This is a genomic window from Pristimantibacillus sp. PTI5 (assembly GCF_048572955.1).
Classification (GTDB): Bacteria; Bacillota; Bacilli; order Paenibacillales; family Paenibacillaceae; genus Pristimantibacillus.
Map to the genome: position 1 here is coordinate 3,252,528 of NZ_CP183886.1, position 25,831 is coordinate 3,278,358.

At 49.6% G+C, this 25,831-nt stretch carries 26 protein-coding genes and 1 riboswitch; of the genes, 12 read left to right on the top strand and 14 right to left on the bottom strand.

Annotation, left to right across the window (positions count from 1 at the left end; genetic code table 11):
- Positions 1-34: 34 nt before the first annotated feature.
- Positions 35-1,222 (bottom strand): carboxylate--amine ligase, encoded by a 1,188-nt coding sequence (locus tag ACN6MW_RS14660; protein WP_419876015.1) that lies wholly within the window; start codon positions 1,220-1,222, stop codon positions 35-37.
- Between the two features lie 526 nt (positions 1,223-1,748).
- On the opposite strand from ACN6MW_RS14660, the gene ACN6MW_RS14665 reads away from it, so the two are divergent.
- Complete coding sequence (locus ACN6MW_RS14665; protein ID WP_419876016.1) at positions 1,749-1,928, top strand: Spo0E family sporulation regulatory protein-aspartic acid phosphatase; 180 nt, start codon at positions 1,749-1,751, stop codon at positions 1,926-1,928.
- Positions 1,929-1,934: 6 nt separating this feature from the next.
- Here ACN6MW_RS14665 and tadA read toward each other — a convergent pair whose 3' ends face one another.
- A complete protein-coding gene (gene tadA / locus ACN6MW_RS14670; protein ID WP_419876017.1) occupies positions 1,935-2,399 on the bottom strand; it encodes a tRNA adenosine(34) deaminase TadA in 465 nt (154 codons plus the stop codon).
- A gap of 199 nt (positions 2,400-2,598) precedes the next feature.
- Here tadA and ACN6MW_RS14675 point away from each other — a divergent pair, with 199 nt between their 5' ends.
- Genes ACN6MW_RS14675 through rluF form a run of 3 tightly spaced genes read left to right on the top strand, consistent with a single transcriptional unit; the run spans position 2,599 to position 5,967 of the window.
- Positions 2,599-4,425 (top strand): ATP-binding protein, encoded by a 1,827-nt coding sequence (locus ACN6MW_RS14675; RefSeq protein WP_419876018.1) that lies wholly within the window; start codon positions 2,599-2,601, stop codon positions 4,423-4,425.
- Positions 4,426-4,469: 44 nt separating this feature from the next.
- Positions 4,470-5,258 (top strand): NAD(P)H-binding protein, encoded by a 789-nt coding sequence (locus ACN6MW_RS14680; RefSeq protein ID WP_419876019.1) that lies wholly within the window; start codon positions 4,470-4,472, stop codon positions 5,256-5,258.
- 7 nt (positions 5,259-5,265) lie between these two features.
- The gene (gene rluF, locus ACN6MW_RS14685; protein WP_419876020.1) at positions 5,266-5,967 is read left to right on the top strand and encodes a 23S rRNA pseudouridine(2604) synthase RluF; all 702 of its coding nucleotides are present in this window, start codon (positions 5,266-5,268) and stop codon (positions 5,965-5,967) included.
- Between the two features lie 69 nt (positions 5,968-6,036).
- On the opposite strand, the gene ACN6MW_RS14690 is transcribed toward rluF, so the two are convergent.
- A complete protein-coding gene (locus tag ACN6MW_RS14690) occupies positions 6,037-6,879 on the bottom strand; it encodes a flagellar motor protein MotB (RefSeq protein WP_364144742.1) in 843 nt (280 codons plus the stop codon).
- Complete coding sequence (gene motA, locus ACN6MW_RS14695; RefSeq protein WP_364144740.1) at positions 6,863-7,663, bottom strand: flagellar motor stator protein MotA; 801 nt, start codon at positions 7,661-7,663, stop codon at positions 6,863-6,865. The genes ACN6MW_RS14690 and motA overlap by 17 nt, the downstream gene beginning before the upstream one ends.
- 181 nt (positions 7,664-7,844) lie before the next feature.
- On the opposite strand from motA, the gene ACN6MW_RS14700 reads away from it, so the two are divergent.
- Complete coding sequence (locus tag ACN6MW_RS14700) at positions 7,845-8,138, top strand: hypothetical protein (RefSeq protein WP_364144738.1); 294 nt, start codon at positions 7,845-7,847, stop codon at positions 8,136-8,138.
- 131 nt (positions 8,139-8,269) lie between these two features.
- Entirely contained in the window at positions 8,270-9,505 is a 1,236-nt protein-coding gene (locus ACN6MW_RS14705; protein ID WP_419876021.1) for an EAL domain-containing protein, read from the top strand.
- A 2-nt stretch (positions 9,506-9,507) separates the two neighbouring features.
- On the opposite strand, the gene ACN6MW_RS14710 is transcribed toward ACN6MW_RS14705, so the two are convergent.
- Positions 9,508-10,029, bottom strand: a complete 522-nt coding sequence (locus tag ACN6MW_RS14710) for a GNAT family N-acetyltransferase (RefSeq protein ID WP_419876022.1) — start codon at positions 10,027-10,029, stop codon at positions 9,508-9,510.
- 116 nt (positions 10,030-10,145) lie between these two features.
- Here ACN6MW_RS14710 and ACN6MW_RS14715 point away from each other — a divergent pair, with 116 nt between their 5' ends.
- A complete protein-coding gene (locus tag ACN6MW_RS14715; protein ID WP_419876023.1) occupies positions 10,146-11,387 on the top strand; it encodes an MFS transporter in 1,242 nt (413 codons plus the stop codon).
- A 154-nt stretch (positions 11,388-11,541) separates the two neighbouring features.
- On the opposite strand, the gene ACN6MW_RS14720 is transcribed toward ACN6MW_RS14715, so the two are convergent.
- From ACN6MW_RS14720 to ACN6MW_RS14740, 5 genes are all read right to left on the bottom strand, one after another.
- Positions 11,542-12,885 carry an FAD-binding domain-containing protein gene (locus ACN6MW_RS14720; protein WP_419876024.1) on the bottom strand — a complete coding sequence of 448 codons (1,344 nt, stop codon included), beginning with the start codon at positions 12,883-12,885 and terminating at the stop codon, positions 11,542-11,544.
- Between the two features lie 159 nt (positions 12,886-13,044).
- Complete coding sequence (locus tag ACN6MW_RS14725) at positions 13,045-13,521, bottom strand: C40 family peptidase (protein ID WP_419876025.1); 477 nt, start codon at positions 13,519-13,521, stop codon at positions 13,045-13,047.
- A gap of 3 nt (positions 13,522-13,524) precedes the next feature.
- Positions 13,525-13,677: riboswitch (cyclic di-AMP (ydaO/yuaA leader) on the bottom strand.
- 413 nt (positions 13,678-14,090) lie between these two features.
- The gene (locus tag ACN6MW_RS14730) at positions 14,091-14,675 is read right to left on the bottom strand and encodes a hypothetical protein (RefSeq protein WP_419876026.1); all 585 of its coding nucleotides are present in this window, start codon (positions 14,673-14,675) and stop codon (positions 14,091-14,093) included.
- A gap of 128 nt (positions 14,676-14,803) precedes the next feature.
- Positions 14,804-15,622: a hypothetical protein gene (locus ACN6MW_RS14735; RefSeq protein WP_419876027.1), complete on the bottom strand. Its 819-nt coding sequence runs from the start codon at positions 15,620-15,622 to the stop codon at positions 14,804-14,806.
- 27 nt (positions 15,623-15,649) lie between these two features.
- Entirely contained in the window at positions 15,650-17,665 is a 2,016-nt protein-coding gene (locus tag ACN6MW_RS14740) for a M1 family metallopeptidase (protein WP_419876028.1), read from the bottom strand.
- A gap of 106 nt (positions 17,666-17,771) precedes the next feature.
- Here ACN6MW_RS14740 and ACN6MW_RS14745 point away from each other — a divergent pair, with 106 nt between their 5' ends.
- The 5 genes from ACN6MW_RS14745 to ACN6MW_RS14765 all read left to right on the top strand — a co-directional run bounded on the left by ACN6MW_RS14745 (position 17,772) and on the right by ACN6MW_RS14765 (position 21,519).
- Complete coding sequence (locus ACN6MW_RS14745) at positions 17,772-18,296, top strand: YwhD family protein (protein ID WP_364144716.1); 525 nt, start codon at positions 17,772-17,774, stop codon at positions 18,294-18,296.
- A 299-nt stretch (positions 18,297-18,595) separates the two neighbouring features.
- Positions 18,596-19,048 (top strand): sigma-70 family RNA polymerase sigma factor, encoded by a 453-nt coding sequence (locus ACN6MW_RS14750; protein WP_419876029.1) that lies wholly within the window; start codon positions 18,596-18,598, stop codon positions 19,046-19,048.
- Complete coding sequence (locus tag ACN6MW_RS14755; RefSeq protein ID WP_419876030.1) at positions 19,045-19,623, top strand: zf-HC2 domain-containing protein; 579 nt, start codon at positions 19,045-19,047, stop codon at positions 19,621-19,623. The genes ACN6MW_RS14750 and ACN6MW_RS14755 overlap by 4 nt, the downstream gene beginning before the upstream one ends.
- 34 nt (positions 19,624-19,657) lie before the next feature.
- A complete protein-coding gene (locus ACN6MW_RS14760; protein ID WP_419876031.1) occupies positions 19,658-20,839 on the top strand; it encodes a hypothetical protein in 1,182 nt (393 codons plus the stop codon).
- Positions 20,836-21,519, top strand: coding sequence for a hypothetical protein (locus ACN6MW_RS14765; RefSeq protein ID WP_419876032.1), 684 nt, complete (start codon positions 20,836-20,838; stop codon positions 21,517-21,519). Before ACN6MW_RS14760 ends, ACN6MW_RS14765 begins: the two co-directional genes overlap by 4 nt.
- Before the next feature lie 77 nt (positions 21,520-21,596).
- Here ACN6MW_RS14765 and ACN6MW_RS14770 read toward each other — a convergent pair whose 3' ends face one another.
- From ACN6MW_RS14770 to ACN6MW_RS14785, 4 genes are all read right to left on the bottom strand, one after another.
- Positions 21,597-22,631, bottom strand: coding sequence for a GNAT family N-acetyltransferase (locus ACN6MW_RS14770; protein WP_419876033.1), 1,035 nt, complete (start codon positions 22,629-22,631; stop codon positions 21,597-21,599).
- Positions 22,632-22,831: 200 nt separating this feature from the next.
- Positions 22,832-23,161, bottom strand: coding sequence for a cytochrome o ubiquinol oxidase subunit IV (gene cyoD, locus ACN6MW_RS14775; RefSeq protein ID WP_364144702.1), 330 nt, complete (start codon positions 23,159-23,161; stop codon positions 22,832-22,834).
- 1 nt (position 23,162) lies between these two features.
- On the bottom strand, positions 23,163-23,804 hold the full coding sequence (cyoC, locus tag ACN6MW_RS14780; RefSeq protein WP_419876034.1) for a cytochrome o ubiquinol oxidase subunit III: 642 nt from the start codon (positions 23,802-23,804) through the stop codon (positions 23,163-23,165).
- On the bottom strand, positions 23,804-25,774 hold the full coding sequence (locus tag ACN6MW_RS14785; protein ID WP_419876035.1) for a cbb3-type cytochrome c oxidase subunit I: 1,971 nt from the start codon (positions 25,772-25,774) through the stop codon (positions 23,804-23,806). The genes cyoC and ACN6MW_RS14785 overlap by 1 nt, the downstream gene beginning before the upstream one ends.
- Positions 25,775-25,831: the final 57 nt, after the last annotated feature.

Below are 25,831 nucleotides of genomic sequence, written 5' to 3' on the forward strand. Positions count from 1 at the left end.
CTCCATTCTAGTGACCTATTTCTATCTGTACGGACTACCTTCTTAGAAGCTTTTTCGTCAGCTTGCCGCCAATAATGGAAGCGTAAGAGAAGGCTGGCTTAGGGTCTTTCCAATCCCAAATGGCATAAGCCTTCGGCTTAAATAACGAGACGAATACCTGCTTCCATGTCAGCTGCCCGGTCTTGACATAATCGCGGACGGCGAGCATGTCTTCATAGCCGTACCAGAATACGCGGTTCGTATCCTCCTTGACGGCTTTGGGAGGCACAAGGTTGCCGCCTGTCAGCTCTTGGTAAGTAATCCAGGGAATATTTACGCCTACCTTGTAGAGCAGGTTATTCAAGTTTGTAATCCGGCAGTTGACCTCGATGAGATAATAGCGTCCAGTCTCGGCATCCTTCTTGAACTCGATCTCGGCGAAGCCCTTCCATTTCATTTTTTCCAGGAAAGGAGCGCCGATATCGAACAGCTCTTGCACGTATCTTTGGCCGGTGTACACGGATGCCCCGAAGTTGATGGGATACTGGCGGAATTTCTGACAGGTTACCCAGTGGGTCACTTTGGAATCTTGGTTTAAATAAGCGTCAAAGGTATACATATGATCGTCAAAGCCCGGAATGATCCGCTGCACGATGACTTCCAGATGGGCTTCCTGCGCCTTGGCTAGTGCTTGCTCGAGCTCCGTTCGGTTGTTCACTTTAAAAAGCTTTCTTCTGAATTTCGCAACGAAGGAAGGGGAGTCAGTCGGCTTGACGATACATGGATACTTGATCGTCTGGTCTATTTTCTCGAAAAAATTCTCTTCGTTCACACGGACCGTCTCCGGAACCGAAACGCCGTTTTCGAGAGCCAAACGCTGTAGTACTTCTTTATTCATCATATCCGAATAAATGCCTGGTATGTTTTGCGGAATGAGATAATGCTCTCTCAGCTCCTCCAAATGCTCATCAATAACCTCAAGGTAGGAGTCATGGCAGGGAATTAGGACCGGCGGAGCGCTTTGCTTGCGGGCATAATCCTTCAAAAAACGAATAAATGCAGCCGTATCTTCTTTATAATGAGGAGAGATTAGTCTCTCTGACGTATATTTTGAATCCGCGCCATAGGTATCTTTAGTAGAATAATCAACGGCAACCGTATGTACGCCGTTAATGCCTAGGCAACGAATAGTGCTTAAACCGATATAATAATTACATCCTAAAATAACTGCTTTATTATTCACTTAGGGCACATCCCGACATCCGAATTTATGTTCATTTCACTTGCATTACGACTAATGTTTAAATAATTTTACTTCATACTTTCTTATAATACAAATGGATTTATCCTCATATTAGCGGATGGCTGGCGGATTTTTATCCGTGATTACGCTTGGAAAACAAGAGCAAACTAAGATTTGTTTGCGGCCAATTGTTATGCAGACGAGGATTATAAAAAGATTATGAAAAGGTTATTCATTTTTTCCGTTTTATGGCTATGTTGATTACGAGCTATTTATAGGCATGAATATTTCACTAGTCTGAAAAGAGCAAGAATAAAAATTACCAAATTATGATAGGTTTTTATAGTCGAAAAGAACTATAAAATGGAATAAATAACTTCGTTTTGTCGAATAATGCCCGAAAATTGTCTGCTTTCGTCGACAAGTTTTTACAAACTCCTTATTGCGCTAAGAGTATAATAGAAGCATTACCACACGAGTGCTAGATAAGGAGCGTGCCCCGAAGCGAGCTATGGACAAAAAAAACTTGCTAATACAATTGCAGTCGCTACGGCTAAAGCTTCATGAAATCGCCGAAGAACGCGGCAGCTTGACAGATCCGGATGTTCTAGCCATTAGCGAAGAGGCCGATCAGCTTATTGTTGCGTTACAGCATATACAAAGAAATGAGATAACACAGATTACGGTACGCCGTGATAACCTATAGGGAATTTTATTTCTCCCGAAGCTTACGAAAAAATTGTGTTAACAAAGATGCGCATTCCGGTTGTAAAATGCCACTAGTGAGCTCCGTTTCATGATTGAAACGGGGCTCTTGCAATAAGTTCATGAGCGTCCCTGCACATCCCGCCTTTGGATCAGTTGTTCCGTATACAACACGTTTCACCCTGGATTGGACAATAGCGCCCGCGCACATTGGACAAGGCTCTAACGTGACATATAACGTGCAATCTAACAATCTCCATGCGCCGATGCGATCGCAGGCGTCACGAATGGCTACCATTTCGGCATGCGCGGTTGGATCAAACCGTGTTTCGCGCAGATTGTAGCCCCTTCCTATGATTTCATTGTTTCTAACGATTACAGCTCCTATTGGAACCTCCCCGATTTGCTCGGCTTTTTTAGCTTCTTCTATGGCTTCAAGCATCCAATTCTGGTCTTCTTGCTCTCTTGTCATAAATCAAAACTCCTTTAATTTTTTTCATTATACGACGAACAAATATTCCGTTGTTAACATGTAGTGGATAACTTTGTGGATAACTAACGGGATATGCACAAAAATACTCACATTTTATTCAGAGCTGTGCACAACAATTGTTAGTAATGTGTATAAGTTGTTAATAAACACGTTTTTGTGTAAAAGGATGTGTCATACATTGTCGATTAAGATGAAATTCTCTGTCTTGATTACGCTGATCGTATTTACATTTTTCATATTACACCACTTTTTAAGTGAATATTCGATGATGCAGGACATGCGTGAGCAAGCGCGCCGTACGATGCAGGATACCTCTATGCATGTTGCTAACACTTTTTCGGCCTATGAGAAGCAGTCGGGACTCGGAATTACCCATGAGAAAGACGACCCTTACGGTCCGGAGCATCTTTTTGACATTGTAGAAACCATAATTCCAAATATAAAGGAAATAACGGTATTTGAGCAAGACACGCTATCGGTTGTATACGGCACCTATACCTATTTGGATTCCACGAGTGATCTTCCCTTAATAACCGATGCGAAGGACACGGGTTTTGGGCTGCGGAAAATGCAAATCAACGGGAAGCCGTATTTTCGAAGTTTTTACTCAGCCGATAAGATGGGCAAGTATATCATCAGCGTGGTTTATGATGGCGAGGGGATTCAACAGCTCATCAGCCAAAAACGCAATGATACGTTAATCTTTACGGGAATAACGATGATTCTGGTGCTTATCATCAGCTACTGGCTGGTTGGCGTAATGATCCGGCCGCTCAAGGATATTTTATGGAAGGTAAACGAAGTTTCTTCCGTACGCTTTCAACAGCCCATTCGCATCAAGCGCAAGGATGAATTTGGTTTGCTGGCGTTAAAGGTAAATGCGATGTCGCAAAATTTAAGTATATACATGAACAAGCTGCGAAGGGCGTTCGAAGAAAACCGCAGAATGAAAGAACATTTGGAATCCTTCATTAACCATACAAGCGACGCGATTCATCTAAACGATCTGGATGGCAAGGTGATTCAGGTAAACCGGGCTTTCGAGCAGCTCTTCGGCTACGAGGAAGAGGAGGCCGTCGGTCTTATTTATCCGATACTTCCGGAAACGCATCGCACCGAAATGAAGAACATGCTGAATCAGCTTTTGTTAGGAAAGGCCCTGCCTGCACAGGAGACGATGCGTCTAACCAAGTCAGGCGAATTGATCCCGGTCAGCGTGACGATTTCGCCTATTCGTGATTCGGATGGAACGATTCGCGCGTTTGCCAGCATTACCAGGGATATGAGAAGCCGTAATAAAATGGAGGAGCTTCTGCGCAGATCCGAGAAGCTAACGACGGTCGGACAGCTTGCTGCGGGCGTTGCCCATGAGATCCGGAACCCGCTTACGACGCTGCGCGGTTTCCTGCAGCTCCAGCAGGAGAGCAAGAAGCTGGCGCTTTCCCACGTCACTCTTATGCTGTCGGAGCTAGACCGTATTAACCTTATCGTCGGTGAATTTCTCATCCTCGCTAAGCCGCAGGCAACGCGATTTGTATCGAAAGACGTGAGGCAAGTGCTGCAAGATGTCATTGCATTAATGAATAGCGAGGCGCTTCTGCATAATATAGAGTTCCGAATCTCGTTAACGGAAGAAATTTGCCTCATATCATGCGAGGAAAATCAGTTGAAGCAGGTATTTATAAATTTGCTGAAAAATGCGATTGAAGCCATGCCGAGCGGAGGCGAAATCCATATTCAGATAGGCCACAAAAGGGAGCACATCTCCATTGCGATTACGGATGAGGGCATGGGCATTCCGGACGATATGATTCCCAAAATCGGCGATCCCTTTTTTACGGGCAAGGAGACCGGTACCGGACTTGGCATTATGGTGACCCAGCGGATTATTAACAGCCACCGGGGGACGATGGAGATCAAAAGCCAAGTGAATGTGGGAACGACGGTACATATCATGCTTCCGGCTTTGAAAGAAGTGAGTGAGAGCGTTATACTGGAAGCATAAGAATGGAACAGGCTTCTTAAGTAAGCCAGGGAGGGAATTCTCCATTGAAGCATGATTTCGTTTTGAAAAAGACAGGATCGAATGAAGGTTTGCCTGTTAATAAAGCTGCCGGCTACAGCGCCCTGCTTGTCGGGGCTACCGGTTTAATCGGTAAAGCTTTGCTTGGGCAGCTGCTTCGTGATCCTCTCGCAAGAGAGGTGACGGTTCTCTCCAGGCGGCCTATAGAGGCGAAGGGATTAGGAACGGCAGGCGAGCTGGCGAAGCTGAAGGTTATCGTGGCAGATCTTGATGGCATGGATCAAGCGTTAGGGCAGGTAACCGCGGATGCCGTGTTCTGCACGCTAGGGACGACGATTAAGATAGCTAAAACAAGGGAAGCCTTCCGAAAGGTCGACTACGAGTATCCGCTTATGCTGGCTCGTTTTGCGGAACGAACGGGCGCTTCACTTTTCTCTGTCGTTACGGCAATGGGCGCAGCTTCAAACTCGAGCGTCTTTTACAGCAGAGTCAAGGGAGAGCTGCAGGAAGCGTTGACCCTTCTCCGTATTCCGGTGATTCAGGTGTTTCAACCCTCTCTTCTGATTGGTGAGCGGGCAGCCGCGCGTCCAGGCGAAGTTTTTGGAGCGATCGTATCAAAAGGGCTGCAGTTTGCGATGATTGGTCCATTGCGCAAATATCGGCCGATCAAGGGAGCGGATGTGGCAATAGCGATGATCCGGGCAGCGGGAAACGCATTAACAGGGGATGCTGCAGCCGCGGTAAGCAAGACGCCGGCTATGCATTATTATCCATCGGACAAAATTGCCGATTTGGCAGTACATACAACGGGGTGAGACAGCTTTGAGAATCAATAAGTTTATAAGTGAAACGGGATATTGCTCCAGGCGCGAGGCGGATAAGCTGGTAGACAGCGGGCGCGTAACGATTAACGGCGTTACAGCGCAGCTCGGCAGCCAGGCTGAGCTTGGCGACGATGTGCGGGTCGATGGAAAGAAAATTGGGGAGCAAAAAAACCATGTTTATATTGCGCTTAATAAACCGGTAGGAATTACGAGTACGACCGAGCTTCATATCAAAGGGAATATCGTTGATTTCGTAGGCCATCCGGAGCGTATCTTTCCCATCGGCAGGCTGGACAAGGATTCAGAGGGCCTCATTCTTCTTACGAATGACGGGGACATCGTGAACCCGATTCTTCGCTCGGAAGGAAAGCACGAGAAGGAATACCTAGTGACGGTAGATAAGCCGGTGACAGACGCCTTCCTGCAAGGGATGGCCAGCGGCGTTCGTATTTTGGGAAGCATGACCTTGCCATGCGTGGTCACGAGAGTGACGGACCGGGTGTTCCGCATTATTTTGACGGAAGGACGAAACCGCCAAATCCGCAGGATGTGCGAGGCATTTGGTTTTCATGTAAGGAGGCTGCAGCGGCAGCGGATTATGAATATCCAGCTGGCTGGATTGCATGTCGGGAAGTGGCGTGACCTAACGGATGCGGAGAAGGCGGCTTTATTTGAAACGTTGAACTACAAGCCGGTGTAGGTTAAAGGTAGAAAAAAGAAAAACCCCTGGATCACACTCCTACAGCGAGCGGATTCAGGGGTTTTGTTGTTATTTTGTTACGGGCAGCGTCTGCGCGTTCGTTTCATCGGAGTAGCTGTGCATGATGGAAACCTCAACCCGGCGGTTTTTGGACTTGCCTGCCGCCGTTTTGTTATCGGCCACCGGCCGATATTCGCCATAGCCGATCGCGCTGAAGCGTTCGGGCTTTAGCTGTTTATTTTCGAGCAAAATATCCATAAAACGAATGGCACGCATCGAGCTTAAATCCCAATTCGACTTGAAGAAGACATTCGAGATTGGCGTCGTATCGGTATGGCCGGATACGATGACCTCGTAATCAGGATATTGCTGGAGCATCTTGCCGATGGCAACGGCCAGCGCTTTCGATTCAGGCTTGACAGACGCTTGCGCCGGGGCAAACAAGGCGTTGTCGCTAATGGTAATCATGAGCTGGGAAAGATTGAGCTTCGTTTCCAGATCGGTTGTCAGGCCGTTCTTTTTGATATAAGCGTCAATCTTCTTCTTCAGATCCTCAAGATCCTTTTGCTCCTGCTCCATAATGGCCTTACGAGCTTTTTCCTCAGCGGTTTGGCTTTGGGTCTGTTCCTTGCTATCATCCTTGGAATCAATAATGCCGCCGGCTTCGTCCTGTTTCTTGCCGTCATCATCACCGGACTCAACGATGGACGATTCGGTTAGAACGCCGCTGCCCGTGCTGAGTGCAACGCTGAAGGCTTTGGACATTTCTTCGAACTTTTTCACGTCGACGGAGTTCATGGAGTACAACACGATAAAGAGTGCGAGCAGCAGCGTGAGCAAATCGGCATAAGGAATGAGCCAGGATTCGTCAACATGTTCCTCGTGTTCTTCGTGTCTATGCTTTCTGCTCAACGGCGCCTTCCTCCTTCTCCCTCATTTTCAATCTTTCCGTAGGCGTAAGGAATACGGACAGCTTCTGATTAATCGCGATCGTCGATACGCCGGATTGAATGGATAGGAGACCTTCAACCATCATAAGACGAATTTGGATTTCCAGCTTAGACATACGTTTTAGTTTGTTAGCAATGGGATGCCATAGTACATAACCTGTAAAGATACCAAGCAATGTAGCGATAAAAGCACCCGCGATAGCATGGGCGAGCTTCTCCATATCACTCATATCGGCAAGCGCCGCGATCAAGCCGACAACCGCGCCAAGTACACCGAGCGTAGGAGCGTATGTGCCGGCCTGCGTAAAAATAAGCGCGCCCGCCTTATGGCGGTCTTCCGTCGCAGCAATGTCCTCAAGCAATACGTCACGAACGAAATCTTGGTCATTGCCGTCAATAATCATACGCATGCCGTTCCGAAGGAATGTATCTTCAATTTCATCAACCTTTGCTTCAAGAGCAAGCAAGCCCTCGCGGCGCGTAATGGATGCCCACTCCATGAAACGTTGAATCAGTTCATCACGCTGAGGCAGCTTTTGCTCGGTAAATACCATTTTAAACAGCTTCCCGACCTTGGAAAGCTCGGATATGGGGAAGGCGATCATAACAGACGCTACCGTTCCCAAAATAATAATCATATAAGCAGCAGGATTTAAAAGAGACGACAGGTGTGCTCCTTTTAAAACCATCCCTCCGAGTACAGCGACTAAACCTAGAACAAGCCCGATAATTGTTGAATTTTTCATCATACACCCCGTCCAAATCATTTTCGACATTTCTCTACTTCTTCTATTATCGACATATGGGCATTCTGAAGTTAGAGTAAATGGAACTTTTGAAGAGGAAGGCGTTAAAATTTAAGAAAATGCGGTAGAATAGTAGAGAGATGTACATTAAATATGACGATGATAAAGGTGGTATGCGCAAATGGGCGTTAGACATGCAAGGGAATATGCAGATATATTGAAGGATTTGACAGCAGCTGTGGCGGAAATCGAGCAGAGCTATACCTTTTTTGAGATGGAAGCGGAGGAATGGGCGGTGCTTCCGGAAGAGGATCGTCACGAGGTGATGGAGGCGCTGGCGGATGATGTGTTCTTTGGCTTAGGCGAAAATCCGGTTATCGAGGTGGGCACCGGCGTAATTGCCTACAATAACAAGCATCATATTATTGAGGTTTCCCAGGACGATAAAGTCACGCAAATTATAAGACTGATCTAACCATCCGAAATTTGCGCCTCTGTTAACGGGATACTTGTCGGATCTTTACATTTTATGTCGACTCTATTACAATGTTATTCTACAAGATATGACAGATAACATAACATGAATGTAACATAGAGGAGACCGCTATGAATGAGTGTATATCATCGCTGCTGCTGCCGGAGGCGCTTGGTTTAGACGGCGAAACACTAGCCGCATTTTATCAGCCCATTATAGCTATGGATACAAGACGAATCATGGGTTACGAAGTGCTTGGCCGAGCGGTAAAAGGCGATTCGGTTCGCAGTCTGGGGCCTTTTTTCTGCAATGACCAAATTGCGGAAGAGGATCATATCCTGGTGGACCGATTGCTGCGCGAGCAGGCATTTTCAAAGCTGACGTTAATGGAAGAGCAACCTATGCTCTTTATAAATTTAAAGCCTTCTTGGATTTACCGATACGAGAAGGATGGCGAACTGTACACCTTGTTTTTGCTCGACAAATATGGGATTGATCCGAAGCGTATCGTGATCGAGATCACGGAGGAGTGCTTTCACGGCTCAATGGAGAGGCTTCGCACCGTGGTTGATCTATACCGGGAGCGGGGCTGCTTAATTGCCATCGATGATGTCGGCAGCGGCTTCAGCAGTACGGACCGAATCGCACATATTCAGCCGAATTTGCTAAAGATCGATATCCATATGATCAAAAAAAGCGCGACGCATGACGGGTATTTCGGGGTGCTGCGTTCCTTCTCCGATCTGGCGGACCAAATTGGCGCGTCACTGCTGGTTGAAGGCGTGGAGACGAGAGAGGATTTGGCTCGTTCCATCCAGGCCGGCGCGAGGTATGTCCAAGGCTTTATGTTCGCGAGAGCGGAGCCGGAGTTTCGGAAGCCCGATTGTTTTGCGGCGGTTATTGAAGCGGAGCTTGAGCAGCATTTGCTGCACTATGTAGGTTCCGAGAGATATTGGCAGCGGCAATCGGAGCAGTTAGCCGAGCAGCTCGTCGGGCTGCTGCAGGAAGCGGAATACCCTGAGGATAAAGATGAATGGATCGAGGAGCTGCTTCCCGAGCTTTATGCCCATTGCATGCGGGTTTACCTTTGCAATGATGTCGGCATTCAGCTTTCCTCGAATTTCTGCCGGGAGTCGGACCAAGCCTGGCGGCGCGAGGTGCAATATCGCGGTGCAAATTGGAGCTGGCGCCCTTATTTTGTACCCAATTTGGTTCAGTTAAATGAAAATAGGCGGGTAATCGTATCACGAGCCTATACTGACCTGGATTCCCATGCCTGGATTCGGACTGTATCGGTGCTGGTTGCGCCTGGACTTATATTATTTATGGATTTGAAGGATACGAAGGGCGGTGCCCAGGGGCTGTAGCTTTAACTTGCGCTAGACTCATAGACCATACAATGACATTCTGCAAAGCCCGCAGCGGTCGATCGCGAATAGGTATCCGTAATTCGGAAGCCTGCTTGCTGATACGCGCGGATGGCGCGCGTATTCCAAGCCAGCACCTCCAAATCAATTTCGTTTTGAGGGGCGCGGCGCAGGGCTTCGGACACGATAAGTCCTGTGAATGCGGGGCCTAAGCCGCGGCTGCAGAGATCAGGCCGGAGTCCAAGCCCAAGCCGCGTGACACCGGTTATAGGAAAGAACTGCGCAAAGCCAATCAGCTCGAGCCGGTTATTCAAAACAGCCGCATATTGAGACGCGCGAAGGACGGGATCGCCAAATTCGATTCCGTCTTTTTTCATTTGCTCCCAAGACGGCCAATTATAGCAATCATAGGGCGCTTCGTAGCTCCAACCGCATATTTCAAGCGCGTGGACGACTTCGAGCGGATGTATAGTCATATCGAATGCTTCTCGATTATAATAGGTGGAGCTTTGGTTGCTTGTCATCGTTCGGTACCTCCGCTGGAATGGGCTGCCGTGCTTCAAGACTATAAGGATTGAAATAGGTTTATTATATCAGACAGGCGCAAGATGAGCGTGCGTATATAAGGAGAATCATAAGAATGAAGAAATTAATTTGGCTTGGCTGTTTGTCCTATCTGGTCATTGGGGTTGCCCACGTCGTAGGCGGATCTATTTTGGAGCAGCTTATCGATTATTACGGTTTAACCTACAAAGACGGCGGGCAATGGATTATGAACCAGTTTCTCGGTTTCTTGATAGGGGTCCTTCTGGCGCCGTCGATTACCGCAAGAGTTGGTAAACGCGGTGCCGTTCTCATAGCCATGGGTATTCTTACGCTTAGCGAAGCGGCTTACAGCTTGCTGCTCCCATGGGGGTGGATGCTGGCGATCGCTCCGCTTGCGGGACTTGGCTTTGGGATGACTGAAGCAGTGGTCGGGGCTATGGTTATTGACATGGCGAAGAACGGTAAGGCGTCAGCAATGAGCCGTTTGGAAACCTTTTTTGGCGTCGGCGCGTTACTGATTCCGATCGCAGCGGCTTATCTTATTCAGCAAAGCATTTGGCAGGTGTCCTTTCCCATACTGGCGGCAATGTCCGGCATCACATTTGTGCTGTGGCTGACCATGTCCTTCGGGGAACTGGATGACCAGCTTGGCTATATGCCTCGCAGGGTTGTTGAGCCTGGCGATGCTGCCAGTCCGGAAGGGACAGTAACGGCCCGTGCTGCCGGAGCTTCCGTCTTTTTCGGCTATCCGCGCAAGGCACTGCCATTCCTTTTATTATCGGCCTTATTTTTTATGATTTACGTGGGAATGGAAATGAGCTTCTCTAACTATCTGCCTTCCATTCTTATCGTTCGCTCGGGGGTAGACGAGCCCAGCGCTGCAGCTGCCCTCAGCTTATTTTGGGGAACGATGGTGCTCGGCCGTTTGTTTGCAGGTGTGCTTGCCGATCGAATGGGTTATTCCCGCTACTTGTTCATTGCAATGGCCGGAGCTTCCGTTATATTCGTTTTGATGGCTGTTATGGGGCAGCTCAGCTGGATGCTCGCTCTTGTAGCTCTCAGCGGACTTTTCTTCTCGGGTATCTTCGGAATTGCTCTCGTATATGCTAATGAGCTTATTCCGGGAATGACCGAAAGAACCACAAGCCTGCTTGTGGCATGCGGCGGTCTTGGGGGTGCGATATTCCCGCGGGTAACCGGCTGGTTTATGGATCGGTACAATGTGCAGTCAACCTTATGGTATGTGAGCGCCCTCGTTATATTAATGCTGCTTCTGCTGGCGGTTATGCTGGTTTTGGGCAGAAAACAGACGCAGGGAATACGTTCAAAAGCTTAAAAACGTTAAAGCGGCAGCCGTTTACGCTTGCATGCGAAAAAAAATAAAAAAACCTCCGCATTTGCTGTTTCAAAGCCAATGCGGAGGTTTATTTGTTAGTAAACAGACGAAATATGGAAAAGGCTTGTCCAACTCTTGGATGGATGGGAGGCGGCTAATTCAGTATCGCTTTGTATACTTCAATAGCGCGCGCGCGCGAAGTCTTTAGATCGACGACGGCTCCGCCTTGGGGCAGATGGATTTCCTTATCGGACAAATGCTCCAAATGAGGAAGCCAACGCCGGATATAGCTTCCGCCCGGATCATGCGTCCGCGATTGCAATGCGGGATTCATAATGCGGAAATAGGGCGCGGCGTCATATCCGAGAGATGAGCACCACAGCCAGCCGCCTCGGTTAAGCGTATTGTCATAATCGCTCAAGTGGAGGCGGAAATACTGTTCCCCCAGCGTGAAAGGACATAATAGATTTTTCGTTAAGAACATGGCCGTTACCATACGTAAACGGTTAGGCAGCTCTCCCGTACGGTTGAGCTGCGTCATGGCCGCATCAATGATCGGGATGCCCGTGGCAGCCGAAGCCCATGCTTCAAAATTCGTATCCGAGAGCGGTGACAAATCAGCAAGGTGCTCATAACGGAAAAAATCATCATGATACATCGCTTGATACAAATAAAAATCACGCCAGGCGAGCTGGCGAACCCAGGTCTCCGATCCGGGCAGCCCCTGCGTAAACTCGTATGCTTGACGGGCCGAGATGGCGCCTGTATTTAGGAATCGAGCGAGCCCGCTTGTATGCTCCGATGCGTAAGCGTCGCGCCCTTCTGCATAGGAAGCAAGGCGCTCGCGTACGAATCGGTCCAGCCTTGCGACCGACTTCGGCGCACCTTCGACATTCGTGCCGCCGAGCGCGCAAGAAACGGACTCTGGCAGCGCGAACGCAAGAGCGACTTTGCTGTCAATTTGGCGTAGGGTAGCTAGCTCTAATATCGTCGTGTCACTTGCACTGCTGTAGCATTCCCGCATAAAGCTGCTCCACATGCGGTAAAAAGGCGTAAATACCTTATACGGCTCGGAGCGCCGCGCAAATGCAGGAAATGCTTCCAAGTCGGCAAGCGGTGCGTCTGCTATCGGTAGCCAGTGACGGCCGAAACGGCGAGCTATTTGCTGCAGCCGCTCATCCCGTTGGCGGGAGTAAGGCGTGTAGTCCGAATGGACGATAACCTCGTCAATCGGATGAGCTTGCAGAAGAGCCTCGGTAATGAGTGCGGGATCACCGTACAGTACATGCAGCTCCTTTCCTGCATTAGAGTAGCTGTGCAGTAAGGATGCGGCTTGCGCCATAAAGTTTCTGCCGCTGTGACTGGTCAATCGGCCTTCGCCGATAAGAACGGGATCTATGATAAGCAAATGAATGCCTTGCGTATCTTTTTTTCTCAAATAGTCAAAGGCTCGCATATCTGCCGTGCGCAAATCCTTGCGATGAATAAACAAATACATCAGGCATGGCTCCTTATCCAAAAGCGGCTAACCCTACGCCGCAATTTGCTTGAAATGAAACAGCAAAGCCGCAAGTCATTTGTCGTCAGAGGACAAAAAACTGCGGCTTTGCTGGATGAGTCTACCCGTGCAACCCTCTTAGCGAGGGATTAGGTTACTCTATTGGGCGTCGGCATACGTTTGGAAAGAATCCGCATCCATGACACGACGTGCAGTCACAAAACGGTTTTCATAGTAGGATGAGTTAAGTTTGTCTGTTACAACGCCTCTGCTAGTGGAAGCGTGGGCAAACTTTCCATCTCCAATGTAAATGCCAACATGGGATACGGCGCTGTTGTTGCCGCCAGCTGTGTCGAAGAACACAAGATCTCCCGGAATTAGGTCGGATTTAGCGACCTTCGTGCCTGCTTTTGCTTGCGAACCGGAAGTGCGCGGAAGATCGATGCCCATTTTTTCGAACACATAGCCCGTAAAGCCGGAGCAATCAAACCCTCTCGACGATGTTCCGCCGCTTTTGTACGGAGTACCAATGACATCATTGATGATTCCGTTTAATTTCGAGTCTGCGAAAGCGCTTCCCGCCTGAAAAGCGAGTACGAGAACGAGACCCAAGAGTATTGCGGTAACCTTTTTCAATTGTGAAACTCCTTCCAATGCCGACGAGGTTAGCTGTGGGGTTCGGTTGAAGGTTCCCTATGATTCCTCAGGCGCTGCCAATTAATCAGACGTCGGAATCAATTCACCCAGAGTGGTTCCCCCGTTTCCCGATAGGGAATTAGGCCGTTTTTTATTACTCTTGAGAATTATTCGATTATTTTCATTGATCTCCTGCCTTTAGTTGCAATTTCTAATAATTCTCATGTAACCTTTTGCCATTTTGATGCGTTTAACCGTTCTTTGTGTAAAATAAATGCAGATAGTAGTTCTTTCTGACCAAAAGTGATGACTCAATTTCATTAATTATGTGACTTTTGTGTAAAATATACCGATTTATCCTTGAGCAGCCGGGTCGATCGGGCTAGTCTAAAGTCCCCTAAACGGCGGTAGTTCGCCGTTTATTCGTATTAGATTAAAAAAATCTCATCTCTTTCAGCGCAGTGCAGTAAATCAACGGCCGAGTTGGACAAGGAACGACTTCTATGTCGTTATAAAATGAAAAAGAGCCATTCCTGGGAACGGCTCTTTGCCAAAATAAGTCATCTTGGTTATTTGGAGGTAATGATTTTCTCGGAAATAAGCTGCGGATCGCCGTTCTTCTGCTCCATCCAAAAACGCAGCTTGTATTTGCCTGCGTATTTAAAGTCATAGGAGACAAGCTTCGAGCTGAACCAGAAAGTATCCTTCTCAACGAATTCCTTAAAATCGTCATCCGACTGACTGCGTCGGTCAATGGTGGTTTCTTTATCGTTAGGGTCAACCAGCGTGACCTTGAATTCCGTGATCGCGACGTTTAAGTTATCGATTTGCGCTTGCACCAAAAACTTCTGAACGCTGCCTTTTTCTACCAGCCCGAACATCGTTCTTTTCTCATTCATCAGAAACATGTGGACATTGGGCTTCTGGATGAGAAGCTTCTTTTCGCTGCCCTTCCACTGGATAAAAGCTTGCAAGGAATCGCTTAAGGAGCGGATGTTGATGTACACCTTATCATCTACGAGCAGACCGTCTTCTGCGGTTTGCTTATTATTGTAAACCAACGTAACTTTCTGCAATAATTTGTCTGCTGCAACGATTGAACCGCCAGTTAAGAGCAATGCCATCGATATAATAATCAGTTTTTTACGCATCATTTGCGTGTATCCCCCATTGTTCAAGTTCTCTTAACTATTTATACAAAAATGCCATCATTTAGTTGCGCTTGTCTGCAAAATAAAAAAAGCCTTCGTTTCCGCAGTTGTTGCGGGCCGAAGGCTTTTGGTTACTGCAGAGGTTTGGTTTGCAGGCAATCGTACTGCGCGGCAATCGTCCATACCTTCATAAGCGTGCGAATGAGGTGATAGCCTTGATGCAGGATAAGCGCGAACAGCCCTGCCCACAGCATGGATAAACTCGTGACCGCGAGTCCCGCAGCAGCGCCAATCCCCCACATAACCAATGACAGGGCGCCGTAGGAAATAAAGTTTCGGAGCGCCCGCCAGAGGGATCGGAATACCCCTTCGCCAGAAGCGGCGCCGAACTGCATGGCAAGGAACAACAGATGGAGCAGCGTACCCCAGAGCAGCCAGAGAGCGGCTCCGGGAAGCACCGCCTGCAGCAGCTCCGGTACGGAGCCGCTCTCCAGCAGGGCGTCAAGCGAGCGCGGCAGCAAATACCAAGCGGGAGCAAGCGACAGGACGGCCTCGATCCAGTATAGAAGCACTACCGGTTTCCACGCTTTGCGGATACCCTCCAGAAAACGGGTCCCCCCGTCGGAGCGGGCTTGGTTCAACGAGTAGAACAGTCCGGCATTAAACAAGGGCGTGAGCAGCATCCGTGCAACGAGAAGGGCTCCGAATGTCCAGACGTACGGCGAGATGATATCGGTCTTGAACAGCTGGAACTGCGCTTCAGTCAGGAAGAGCTGGGCGGCCGTTTCAGACGGATAAGAGCTTGGATATCTTCGCAGCAGAGGGGCTACGACCGAATCAATGAAACGGTAGAGGAAAAATCCCCATAGCAGCTGGTAAAGAAACATTAAAATAACGAGGTAAAAATGTTTAACCGCGAGTTGCCAGCCTTGCTTCAAATGCATCTTCATCGTTTATCGCTCCTTGAACGCAGTTACTTACCAGCTCAGCGACCCGAGCAGACCTTCAATCAGCTTGACTGTGCCGAGGCTCCATCTCGTCCGCGTTTCCTCCGGCAATTGAGCCTGCATATAATTGTTAATGAGCTTATTATCGAGCACATTGCTGTAGCTAGGATCGACAATGGCCCATTCAAGCGGAGCGGAATGCACCTGCTTGTATTGCATATGGGATTCCTCGGCGTTCCACAGCTTCGTCAATTTGGAGCCGTCTGTAAATTTCATCAGCACCTTGATGTCGCCGTTGCTGCCGCCGTTCTTTTTGACGAGCACAATCGACTCGTACATCTGGGCTCCATCCTGCGTAACCGGGCGCACATGAATGGATTCAATAGAGAAATCCGCCATTTGATCGTCATAAACGTATTGGCTGAAATAATCATGCCATTTCTCTTTGGTTACCTGTTCGACAACACGCTGAAAGTCAGCGGTGTTCGGGTGCTTGAATTTATATTTTTGAAAATAAGTGCGCAAGATTTTTTGCATCGTTCTGGAGCCGACTTTGTTTTCTATTCCGACAAGCACGAGCTTAGCCCGCATATATACGTTTTCCGCGTATTGCGAGTGGCTGCCGTAGGTCCATGACAGCTGCTTAAGCGGCGCAGGGTCAGTCATATAACTGGCTTCCATTCGCAAATTCGACTCTAATCCATAAGCGGTCTCCATGACTTTATCCTCGGCGTAGGACGTAAAGCCCTCGTCCAGCCACGCCTCCTCGAATTCGTTGGAGGCAACCATCCCGTACCAGTATTGATGTCCAATCTCATGGACAACCGTTCGCTCGAGATCGTAGCCGGGGTTTTCCTTCTCCGCGGCGAAGGCGGTAATGAGCGTAGGATATTCCATCCCGCCGGCTCCATTTGCCCCTTTCGGAGGCACAACGACTGACAGCGTGCTGTAGGGGTATTCGCCGTACCACTTCGCATAGCTGGAGAGAGCGGATTTGGCGGCATGCATGTAACGGTCCTTTAGAGCGGCATGCGTCGGATCCAGGTAAAGCTTAATCCGTACGCCTGGAATACCCGTATCGGAGTAAGCCGTCTCTTCATAGACAAAGTCCGGAGAGGCTGACCAGGCAAAGTCGTGTACGTCATCCGCGTAAAATTGGTAGATCTTCATCTGGTCTTTGATTTCAATGGGCTTGGTTTGAAAGCCGGTAGCAGCAACGGTATAGGCCTCAGGCACTTTTATCTTTACGCTGTATATGCCGAAGTCGCTGTAAAATTCAGAGTTTCCATGATATTGGTGAACGTTCCAGCCTTCGGCGGTACGTCCCCTTGTTCCAACCGGCTCGTAGACGGCAAGCTTCGGAAACCATTGCCCCGCCATGACGAAATTCCCGGAGTAGCCCATCCGTGCAAAAACCTCGGGCAGCTTCACCTCATAGCTCATTTGCAGCGTGACGGATTTGCCTGGGGCAACAGGCTCAGGCAGCCGTATTTTGGCCAAGGTGAAGTCGTTGGCGTTGCCGTCATCGGGCTGCACGTATTGCAGACGCGGCAGCAGGCTCTCGCCTTCAAGCGTTTCCAAGGAAAGCAGCTTCATGTAGCCTTGGCTGTTCAGGGTTGCTTTGTCCTGACGGAGCTTGCCGCCCGATTCCTTCATGAACGTGGATTGCTCGGACTGAAAGGCATTCGGGTACAGATGGAAATAGAGCTCGGACACTGTTTTTTTGCCTGGGTTGGTCCAAGTCACGGTCTGGTCGCCGTTTAACCGTTTCGCGTCATCAACCAAATGCACGCTGATATGGTATTCCACGATTCGTTGGCTGAGCTCCACAGGCTTTGGCGTCATGACCGTGTTTGGTTCCTGCACGACTGGCGGCTTGGACGATTTTGACGCAGGGGCTGGTGCTTGCTTGGCTTTGGCGGCGGGGGCGAAAGCATAAGTATATTGGGATTGCCAAGCATTCCCGAAGCCGTATTGCACAGATATACCGAGCATCACGACTGCGAGTATTACGAGTAAAATTCGTTTGAAATAGCGTGGAGTCATTGAACGTTTCCCTCCCGTTGACAAGCATCTACAGCATGTATATGTTTGCTTTTCGATGATTATTAGCTAAAATGGAATTATTGTATTGGGGAAGGTGTGAATACGCATGACGGAAGAACAAGGACAGCCGGCTCAGCCGGAAAAGAAGGAAAAGAAATCACTGTCGCTCAACGTAGTGAGCAACAAACAACATAAAGGCTTTGGCGCGGGGACGATTGATTTGAGCTCCGTATCCTGTGTCATTATCGATGATGGCGTCGCTTATATCGATGTAGGCGCCATGCATGCGAAGAGCAAAGTGGAACGCGGCATTAAGTTTACGCCGAACAAAGAGGATACGCCTAACGGCCGCCAGTGCTGGATCGTATGGGTAGCCGTCGACCGCAACGAGGAAGGCTCGTATTATGCCGGGGCAACGGCATGCGAGATGCTTATCGATTCCGAGGCGCGCCGCGGCTGGAAAATTCTTGCGGACCACGTCAACAAACTGGATCATTCCATTAAACGCCGCTATAACTTAACGGAGCTTGGCGAGGTGGAGAAGGCCGCGCTTCGCAAGCTTCTGGTTGAGCATAACCAGGAGTGGTGGGACCGTTCGCCGGAAGAGCTTAAGCAAGCGCTGAACGTGTAACAGCGAAGTGCAGGCGCATACGCATGTGCCAATAAGGAATGAGAACCCCCGTCATTCGTATGGAAGACCATATGAATAACGGGGGTTTCTGCGTGCCCGGAAGCTAGTTGAACGTGCATGAAAGTTTTTTTGTATTTAGTGCAGGGTAAGAAGGACTGGCCGGCGTCTATTAGATTGGGAAGGAGGGGAGCGACATTCAGGACGAGGATTGGATCATTGCGGTACAAAAGGGCGGGCCCGAGCATTATGGACCTTTCGTGCAGGCATATGGTCCCTACATATATAGAACAGTCTTTGCCGTGCTTCGCTCCCCGCATGATGCGGAGGATGTTACGCAGGAAGTGCTGCTGCAAATCTATCGCTCCCTTCCGGATTGCCGGTTAGACGGACTGAAGACGTGGATTACAAGGATTGCGGTTAACCGTTCGATTGATTTCAAACGAAGCAGGGGCCGCAGGCCGGAAGAGCTGGCAGACAGCGATGCGATGTCGGAGAAAATGCAGGAAGAAAACTCCGTCATGCCGGCTGCGGAGCTCGTTGCAATCGAGAAGGCTGATCGGCAGCAGGTTCGCGAGCGGGTGGAAGAAATGCCGGATAACTACCGGGAGATCGTAACCGCATTTTATATGGAAGACAAGTCGTATGAGCAGATCGCGGCAGAAACCGGGCTGGAGCGCAAAAGCGTGGAGTCCAGGCTGTACCGGGCACGAAGCTGGATGAAGCGCCACTGGCGGAAGGAGGATTTCGAATGAGGAATGAGCACATACCGCAGCATCGAATGAATCAATATGTAAACGACAGCCTGACAGAGATTGATCGAGCGGAGGTTGAGCGGCATTTGAATGGCTGCGATTTCTGCTTGGGTCTCTTTATGGCTGCGATGGCATCGCCCGGGGATGAGGATCCTATATCCTTTCAAGGCGGAGACAGCGAGTCTCGGATACCGCTTCCCGATATGGCGCTGCTTGAGCAGCGCGTCATCGGGCGGTTAATGAGTGAGCAAGAGCTATATGATGCTGAGGCTTCAGCGCCGCCGGGCATACCGGCTGCCAAACAGGAGAAGCCTCCCCGCCTGCGCACATGGCTGCAGCATCCGGTGACCCATTACACGATAGCGGCCTCCATTACGCTGCTGCTGCTTTTCAGCGGAACCTTTGCTACCTTCTCTCAAAGGCTGGCGCAGCTGGATATGAATGAGAACATGCAGGAGTCCATACCGCCGAAACCGCAAGCGGGCAACGATAAGTACTCGGAATCGTGGTCGGACAAAATAGTTGATCAAACCGGAACCTGGTTGGATGGCTTGAAAGCGACCCGTTTTAAATAATAGAAAACAAGGACATGGAAAGGAAGGATAGCCGATGAATAAAAGCCCTTTAGTGGCGTTTCTGCTAGCATTTTTTCCCGGCGTCGGGCATGGCTACATAGGCCGGCCCGTGCGTGCGGTGCTGTATGGGGGAGGTTTTTTTGGATCGCTGGCATTGCTGCTTCTCTTATCGGTGGCGGGTGGGACTGGCAATGACGAAACCATCGTTCTCTTTATGCTTGCAGTCTTTGTCTGGTTTATTAATATGATCGATATGCTGTTTACCCTGCTGCTTGGCAAAGGGGTATCGCGGCATCCGTCGCATCCGTCGCAGCATTATCCGCTTGAACATCCAGCCGATCACTTCGGCCCCGGTTTTGTGCCCTTGGAGCTTGAGCAGCAGCGCGAGAAATCGCGTACGATTTTGTTTTCACTCGTTCCAGGCCTTGGCCATATGAATATGGGACTCATGCAGCGGGGAATCACCATTCTTATTTCGTTTATCGGCTGGTTTGCGATTATCGTCTTTTTAAGCGCCATCATTCACAGGGGAGAGCTGCTTATCTTCCTGCTTGCGCTGCCGGTCATCTGGATATACAGCATGTTTGACGCGATCAGCAAGCTGCATGCCAAGCAGCGCGGCGAGCATTTGGTGGATCGCGCCATATTCGAAGATATGGAAGCCTATATTGCTTCGGGGCAAAAAAGCAAGGTGCTTGCTATTGCATTATCGATTTTCCCGGGAGCAGGCCATCTCTATTTGGGCTTGCAAAAGCGGGGGCTGCAGTTGATGGGCGGGTTCCTGTTGACTATTTTTATTATGGACAATCTGCGTTTGTCGCTGTTCTTCTTCCTGCTTCCGCTGTTCTGGTGCTTCGCTTTCTTCGACGCCCTGCAGCAGACATCGCGCTACGAGCGTGAGACGCTGAAGGACGAACCGGTGCTGACGCAGCTGGTTCCTTATCAGCGGTGGTTCGGATACGGCCTGCTTGGCTTTGGTGTCTATTACTTGCTGGACCGCGTTGCCGCGGAGGTTACATCCCATTTTTCGAATGAGATCTATAGGCAGTATGTGCAGGTTAAATATATGATACCCACGGCCGTTGTGGCTTTCATTATGATCATTGTCGGGATGCGGCTGGCATTTGGCAGCAGAGCAGACGCGAACAGGAGCAGCGGTAAACCGCCGGAGCTTCCGCCGACTTTGCTTGCCAAGCGCGGGGAGGAATCGCGTTGAACAACGTAAATATAGCGAATCCAGCGGTTAAAAACATAGAAGGCTTGCGTACCTGGCGTGTCGGCTCCTTATCGATGGGGGTTACGCTGATGCTTATGGGCACCGCGCTTGCGGTCTCGCTATGGCAGGACATAGAGGCCTATGAAGTGCTGCTGTGGGTGGCGCCGGTCGTTTTTATTATGCTTGGCGCGGAACTGCTGCTCTTTCTGAAATTTTCAAGCAGCGAACGGGCGATCGTGCGCTACGACTGGATGAGTGTCTTTTTTGTAGGAGCCATAGGCGTCGCAAGCCTGGGTCTTGCTCTACTCATGTCAACGGGCCTTTTCGATGAACTGCAGAGAGGCATGCAGATGACCCAGCGCTCAGCCTTCGTGGATACAAAAACCGTGAAGGTGCCGAATGAAATCAATAAAATCGTTGTCCACGCTTGGGACGGAGTGACATTCGAACAGTCCGATACGCGCGAGCTGAAGCTTCTGGGGCAAGTTCGTTATTGGTCGGCGGAGAAGATGGAGCGGCTGGATAACAGGCTACTGCAAACCGAAATTGTAGGCAAAACGATGTATGTTATGGTAGGGGCGATCGAACGCCGGGATGGCGGGTTGATCTCGGATACGGTTCATCCGGAGCTGACGTTAATCGTGCCGCAGGGGATAGAGGTTGTGGAGCAAGGACGATAGCATGAAATGAATTTATGTCATTATGGCATGATGAAGGGCTGTTCTAAGGTCGTCGACCTTAGGACAGCCTTTTATGCTTATTTTGAAGCCTTGCCGTGCAGGTTCAGACTAGCTAACACTTCATTAAGCGGTGCTAGAAGCCGGTAGGAGCCGCGAAGCGGTATATAACCCAGCTTGCGATTGATTCGGAGTATTGGTTCGTTAGTGGAGTCGTTATCCGTGCGAATATAGGAAGCGCCATGGCGAATGGCGAGCTGTATCGCTTTGATTTTTAAGGCCTGCGCCACCTTTCGTCCGCGGTATGCCCGGCTTACGCCGGTATATTCATGGTACATGCCATTGGTTTGCTTGTTATGCAGAACGTTCGTTACGCCTACAAAGGTTTCTCCGTCCGCTGCGATAATCACTCGTTCAGGAGCATAGCCGTCTACTTGCAGATACCATTTGAGCCATTCATTCATCGCTGGGACTTCTCCCATAAAACCGGGGATATCCACGAGCGTTTCTTTGTAAAGCTCATAAAGCTTGAGCTCGCTTGCTTCACCGGGCTCATCCGCAAGGGTTAGAAACCGCAGGCCACCCGCCGCGGGCAGGTCGGGAATTAGCGCAGCTTGGCTTCCCTCTTCTTCATCTAACCGCAGAAGCGACTGGAAGGCATGGCGTTCTTTTATAAAAGCGCGGCGGCTTGCAAACTGCTGCGCATCCTCGTTATCATCCCACACTTCCGCCAAAAGCGTGGTCGCGCCGAGCTTCGATGCCCATTCGCCTACGTGAAGCAGCAAGCGCTGCCCGATACCTTGTTTACGGTACGCTTCGGCAACCACGAGGGTATTGCACAAATGCCCGGGCTCTGTCCATGGCGCTCGCCATGACCAAGCATAACCGACAATTTCTCCTTGCTCATTGACCGCAACCTGCCGCTCCCGATCGTATCCGGCAAGCAATCCGTTGTCATCCATCCACGTATGTCCAACCTCGTAAAGCTTCTGGTCATCCTCAAGAAGACGCTCCGCTGAAGTCGGCTCCGACCATACTTGGTTTAGTAATCCTGCAAGCTGCTCATAGTCATCCGGCAGCTGCAAGGGACGAAGAGTAATGGTTATCGTGATCACCTCTTGTTTGTATTTACTTTACTTATAGGAAAATTATGACACGAAGAGAGCGTCTGTCGGAAGGGAGAGTTTGGCTATAAACAATAAAGAACGTACGAGGAGGGCAGCCGCTGCTTGCATAGGCAAGAAAAAAACTGCGCCGCAGTCACTAGGACATTGGCGCAGTTTATTATCGAACGATTTCATTGCAAGGCTAGCTGTCAGCCTACCGCATTGTAAGTCATAATCCAAATGGAGCCGGCAACGATCGTCAGCAAAATGACAAGGCCGAAGATGAGCGCCATTAGATTGAACCGCGGCTTCTCCTCGTCTCTAATGTGCATGAAGAAGAGGAGCTGTACGGCAAACTGCAGGACGGCCATTACAAGGATAAGCACGGTTGTAGCTTTTTTGCTGAGCATATCATTCATCACGACAACGAGCGGGATAATCGTCAAAATGATAGAGAAAAGGAAACCGATGACATAGGATTTCATCGAACCGCCATGGGAGCCGTGTGCATCATGCGCATGCGTATCATGCTTTTCCATCCTACATCACCCCCATCAAGTAAACGATCGTGAACACGAAGATCCAAACGACGTCCAAGAAATGCCAGTACAAGCTGATGATGCCGACCTTGCGCTTCGTAACGGGCGTGATGCCGCGGCGGCCGAGCTGTAGCATCAGTGCGATCATCCAGACCAGACCAACCGAAACGTGAAGACCGTGAGTCCCAACGAGAACGTAGAAGGCAGACCAGTATGCGCTGGTTCCGATATTAGCGCCCTCATGTACCAAGTGCATGAACTCGGTTACTTCTAGAAAAATGAATGCTGCGCCGAGCAAAGCGGTAATGGCGAGCCAAAATATGAGGCCGCGCTTGTTGCCTTTGTTCATCTCAAGAACGGCAATGCCGCTTGTGAAGCTGCTTGTCAGGAGGATGAAGGTTGAAATAATGATTCCGTTCATCTCGAGCAGCTCCGCGCCTGTCGGTCCTCCGTCTGTATTGAGACGAAGGACAACAAAAGTGGCGAACAATGTTCCGAAAAGAATTACGTCAGTTATTAGAAACAGCCAGAAGCCGAACATTTTCATCGATTCTTGATCATGATGCTCGTCATGGTGACCGCCGCCGTGACCGGCACCGTGTCCGCCATGCGCTTCTGCTGGAGTAGAAACTGCATGTGCCATTATTTTGTCCCCCTTAACGCGGCTTCCGTACGTTCAATCTCATCCACCGGAATATAGTAATCGGTATCGTAAGAGAACGAACGGGCAAGCATGCAAATGGCTACGCCGATTAGGCCCGGTATGGCCATCCACAGCCAATCCCATACGAAGCCGAAGCCCGCTGTGAACCAGCAAAGCGACATGATGAACGGAATACCCGAGTTTTTCGGCATGTGAATCGGCTCAAGCGGAGCCAAAGGCTTCGCAGGCTGGCCGTTTGCCATACGCTGCTTCTCTTCCCACCAATCATCCTGGCTCGTAACCTGCGGCAAGCGAGCAAAGTTGTAGAGCGGAGCAGGAGATGGAATCGACCATTCGAGTGTACGGCCGTCCCATGCGTCGCCGTCTTTCTCTTTCTTGTAGAACTTAATGCTGTGAGCAATTTGCCATATTTGGAAAATAAACGCGATACCCATTAAGAATGCTCCGACAGTCGATACGACGTTAAGTGGCTGCCAGCCCATATCGAAGTCGTATTCGTTGAAACGACGCGTCATACCCATTAGTCCAAGCGCATATTGCGGCATGAAGCAGACATAGAAACCAATGTTCCAGAACCAGAATGCCCATTTGCCAAGGCCTTCATGCAGGCGGAAGCCGAACATTTTCGGCCACCAGTAGTAGAGACCCGCGAAGAAACCGAACACGACGCCGCCTATAATAACCTGATGGAAATGCGCGATCAGGAAGTAGCTGTTATGGAACTGGAAGTCAGCTGGCGCGACAGACAACATGACACCGGTCATACCGCCGACAACGAAACACGGAATGAACGCAACCGTCCACATCATCGGAGTCGTAAATTTAATTCGGCCGCGGTACATCGTGAACAGCCAGTTAAATACTTTTACCCCGGTCGGGATTGCGATAAGCATCGTCGTTAACGCGAAAAACGCGTTGACGTTGGCACCGGAGCCCATAGTGAAGAAGTGATGCGCCCAAGTAAAGAATGAGAAGAAGCTGATCGACATGAGCGCGAAGACCATCGATTTGTAACCAAACAGCTTTTTCTTCGAAAAGGTCGACACGATCTCCGAGAAAATACCGAAAGCCGGAAGAACGATAATATATACCTCGGGATGTCCCCACATCCAGATGAGGTTGATGTACATCATCGGATTGCCGCCGCCGTCGAGCGTAAAGAAATGCGCGCCCAGATAGCGGTCAATGAATAGAAGGAATAACGTAACGGTTAGAATCGGAAAAGCGAACATAATGGTAATGCAAGACGAAAGCACGGACCATACGAACATCGGCATTTGCATGAGCTTCATGCCTGGCGCGCGCATTTTCAAAATCGTTACGACGAAGTTGATCCCTGTCGCCAAGGAACCGATACCTGAAATTTGGATACCCCAGATATAGAAGTCCTGGCCAAGGCCCGGACTGCCTGAAAGCTCGGAAAGCGGCGGATAAGCCAGCCAGCCTGCATCCGGCGAGCCGCCGATAATGAAGGAAACGTTAAACAGCATCGCTCCAAAGAAGAACATCCAGAAGCTAAGGGAGTTCAGGAACGGGAACGCAACGTCGCGGGCTCCGATTTGGAGCGGGACAACGATATTAAATAAACCGAACATGAGCGGCATCGCCATGAACAAAATCATGATTACGCCGTGCGTGGTAAAGATCTGGTTATAATGCTCCGGATGCAGGAACTCAAGCTCGGGAGCAGCCAGTTGAACCCGCATCAGCAGCGCATCGACGCCGCCGCGGAACAACATAAGAATGGATGCGATGATATACATGATACCGATCTTCTTATGATCGACGCTGGTTAGCCATTCGGTCCAAAGCCAACGCCATTTTTTGAAAAAGGTGAGCACGAATAGGATCGCGACGAGCGATAAGGCAATGGATACTTGAGCCCCTAAAATAAGCGGATCGCCAGTAACGAAAAATTCGGATGCGAATTGTTTAATTTTGTCTAACATGAGGGGTCCTCCTAAAAGTTTGTCGAACAAACTCGCTTCTTAAGCATTCGCTTGTTA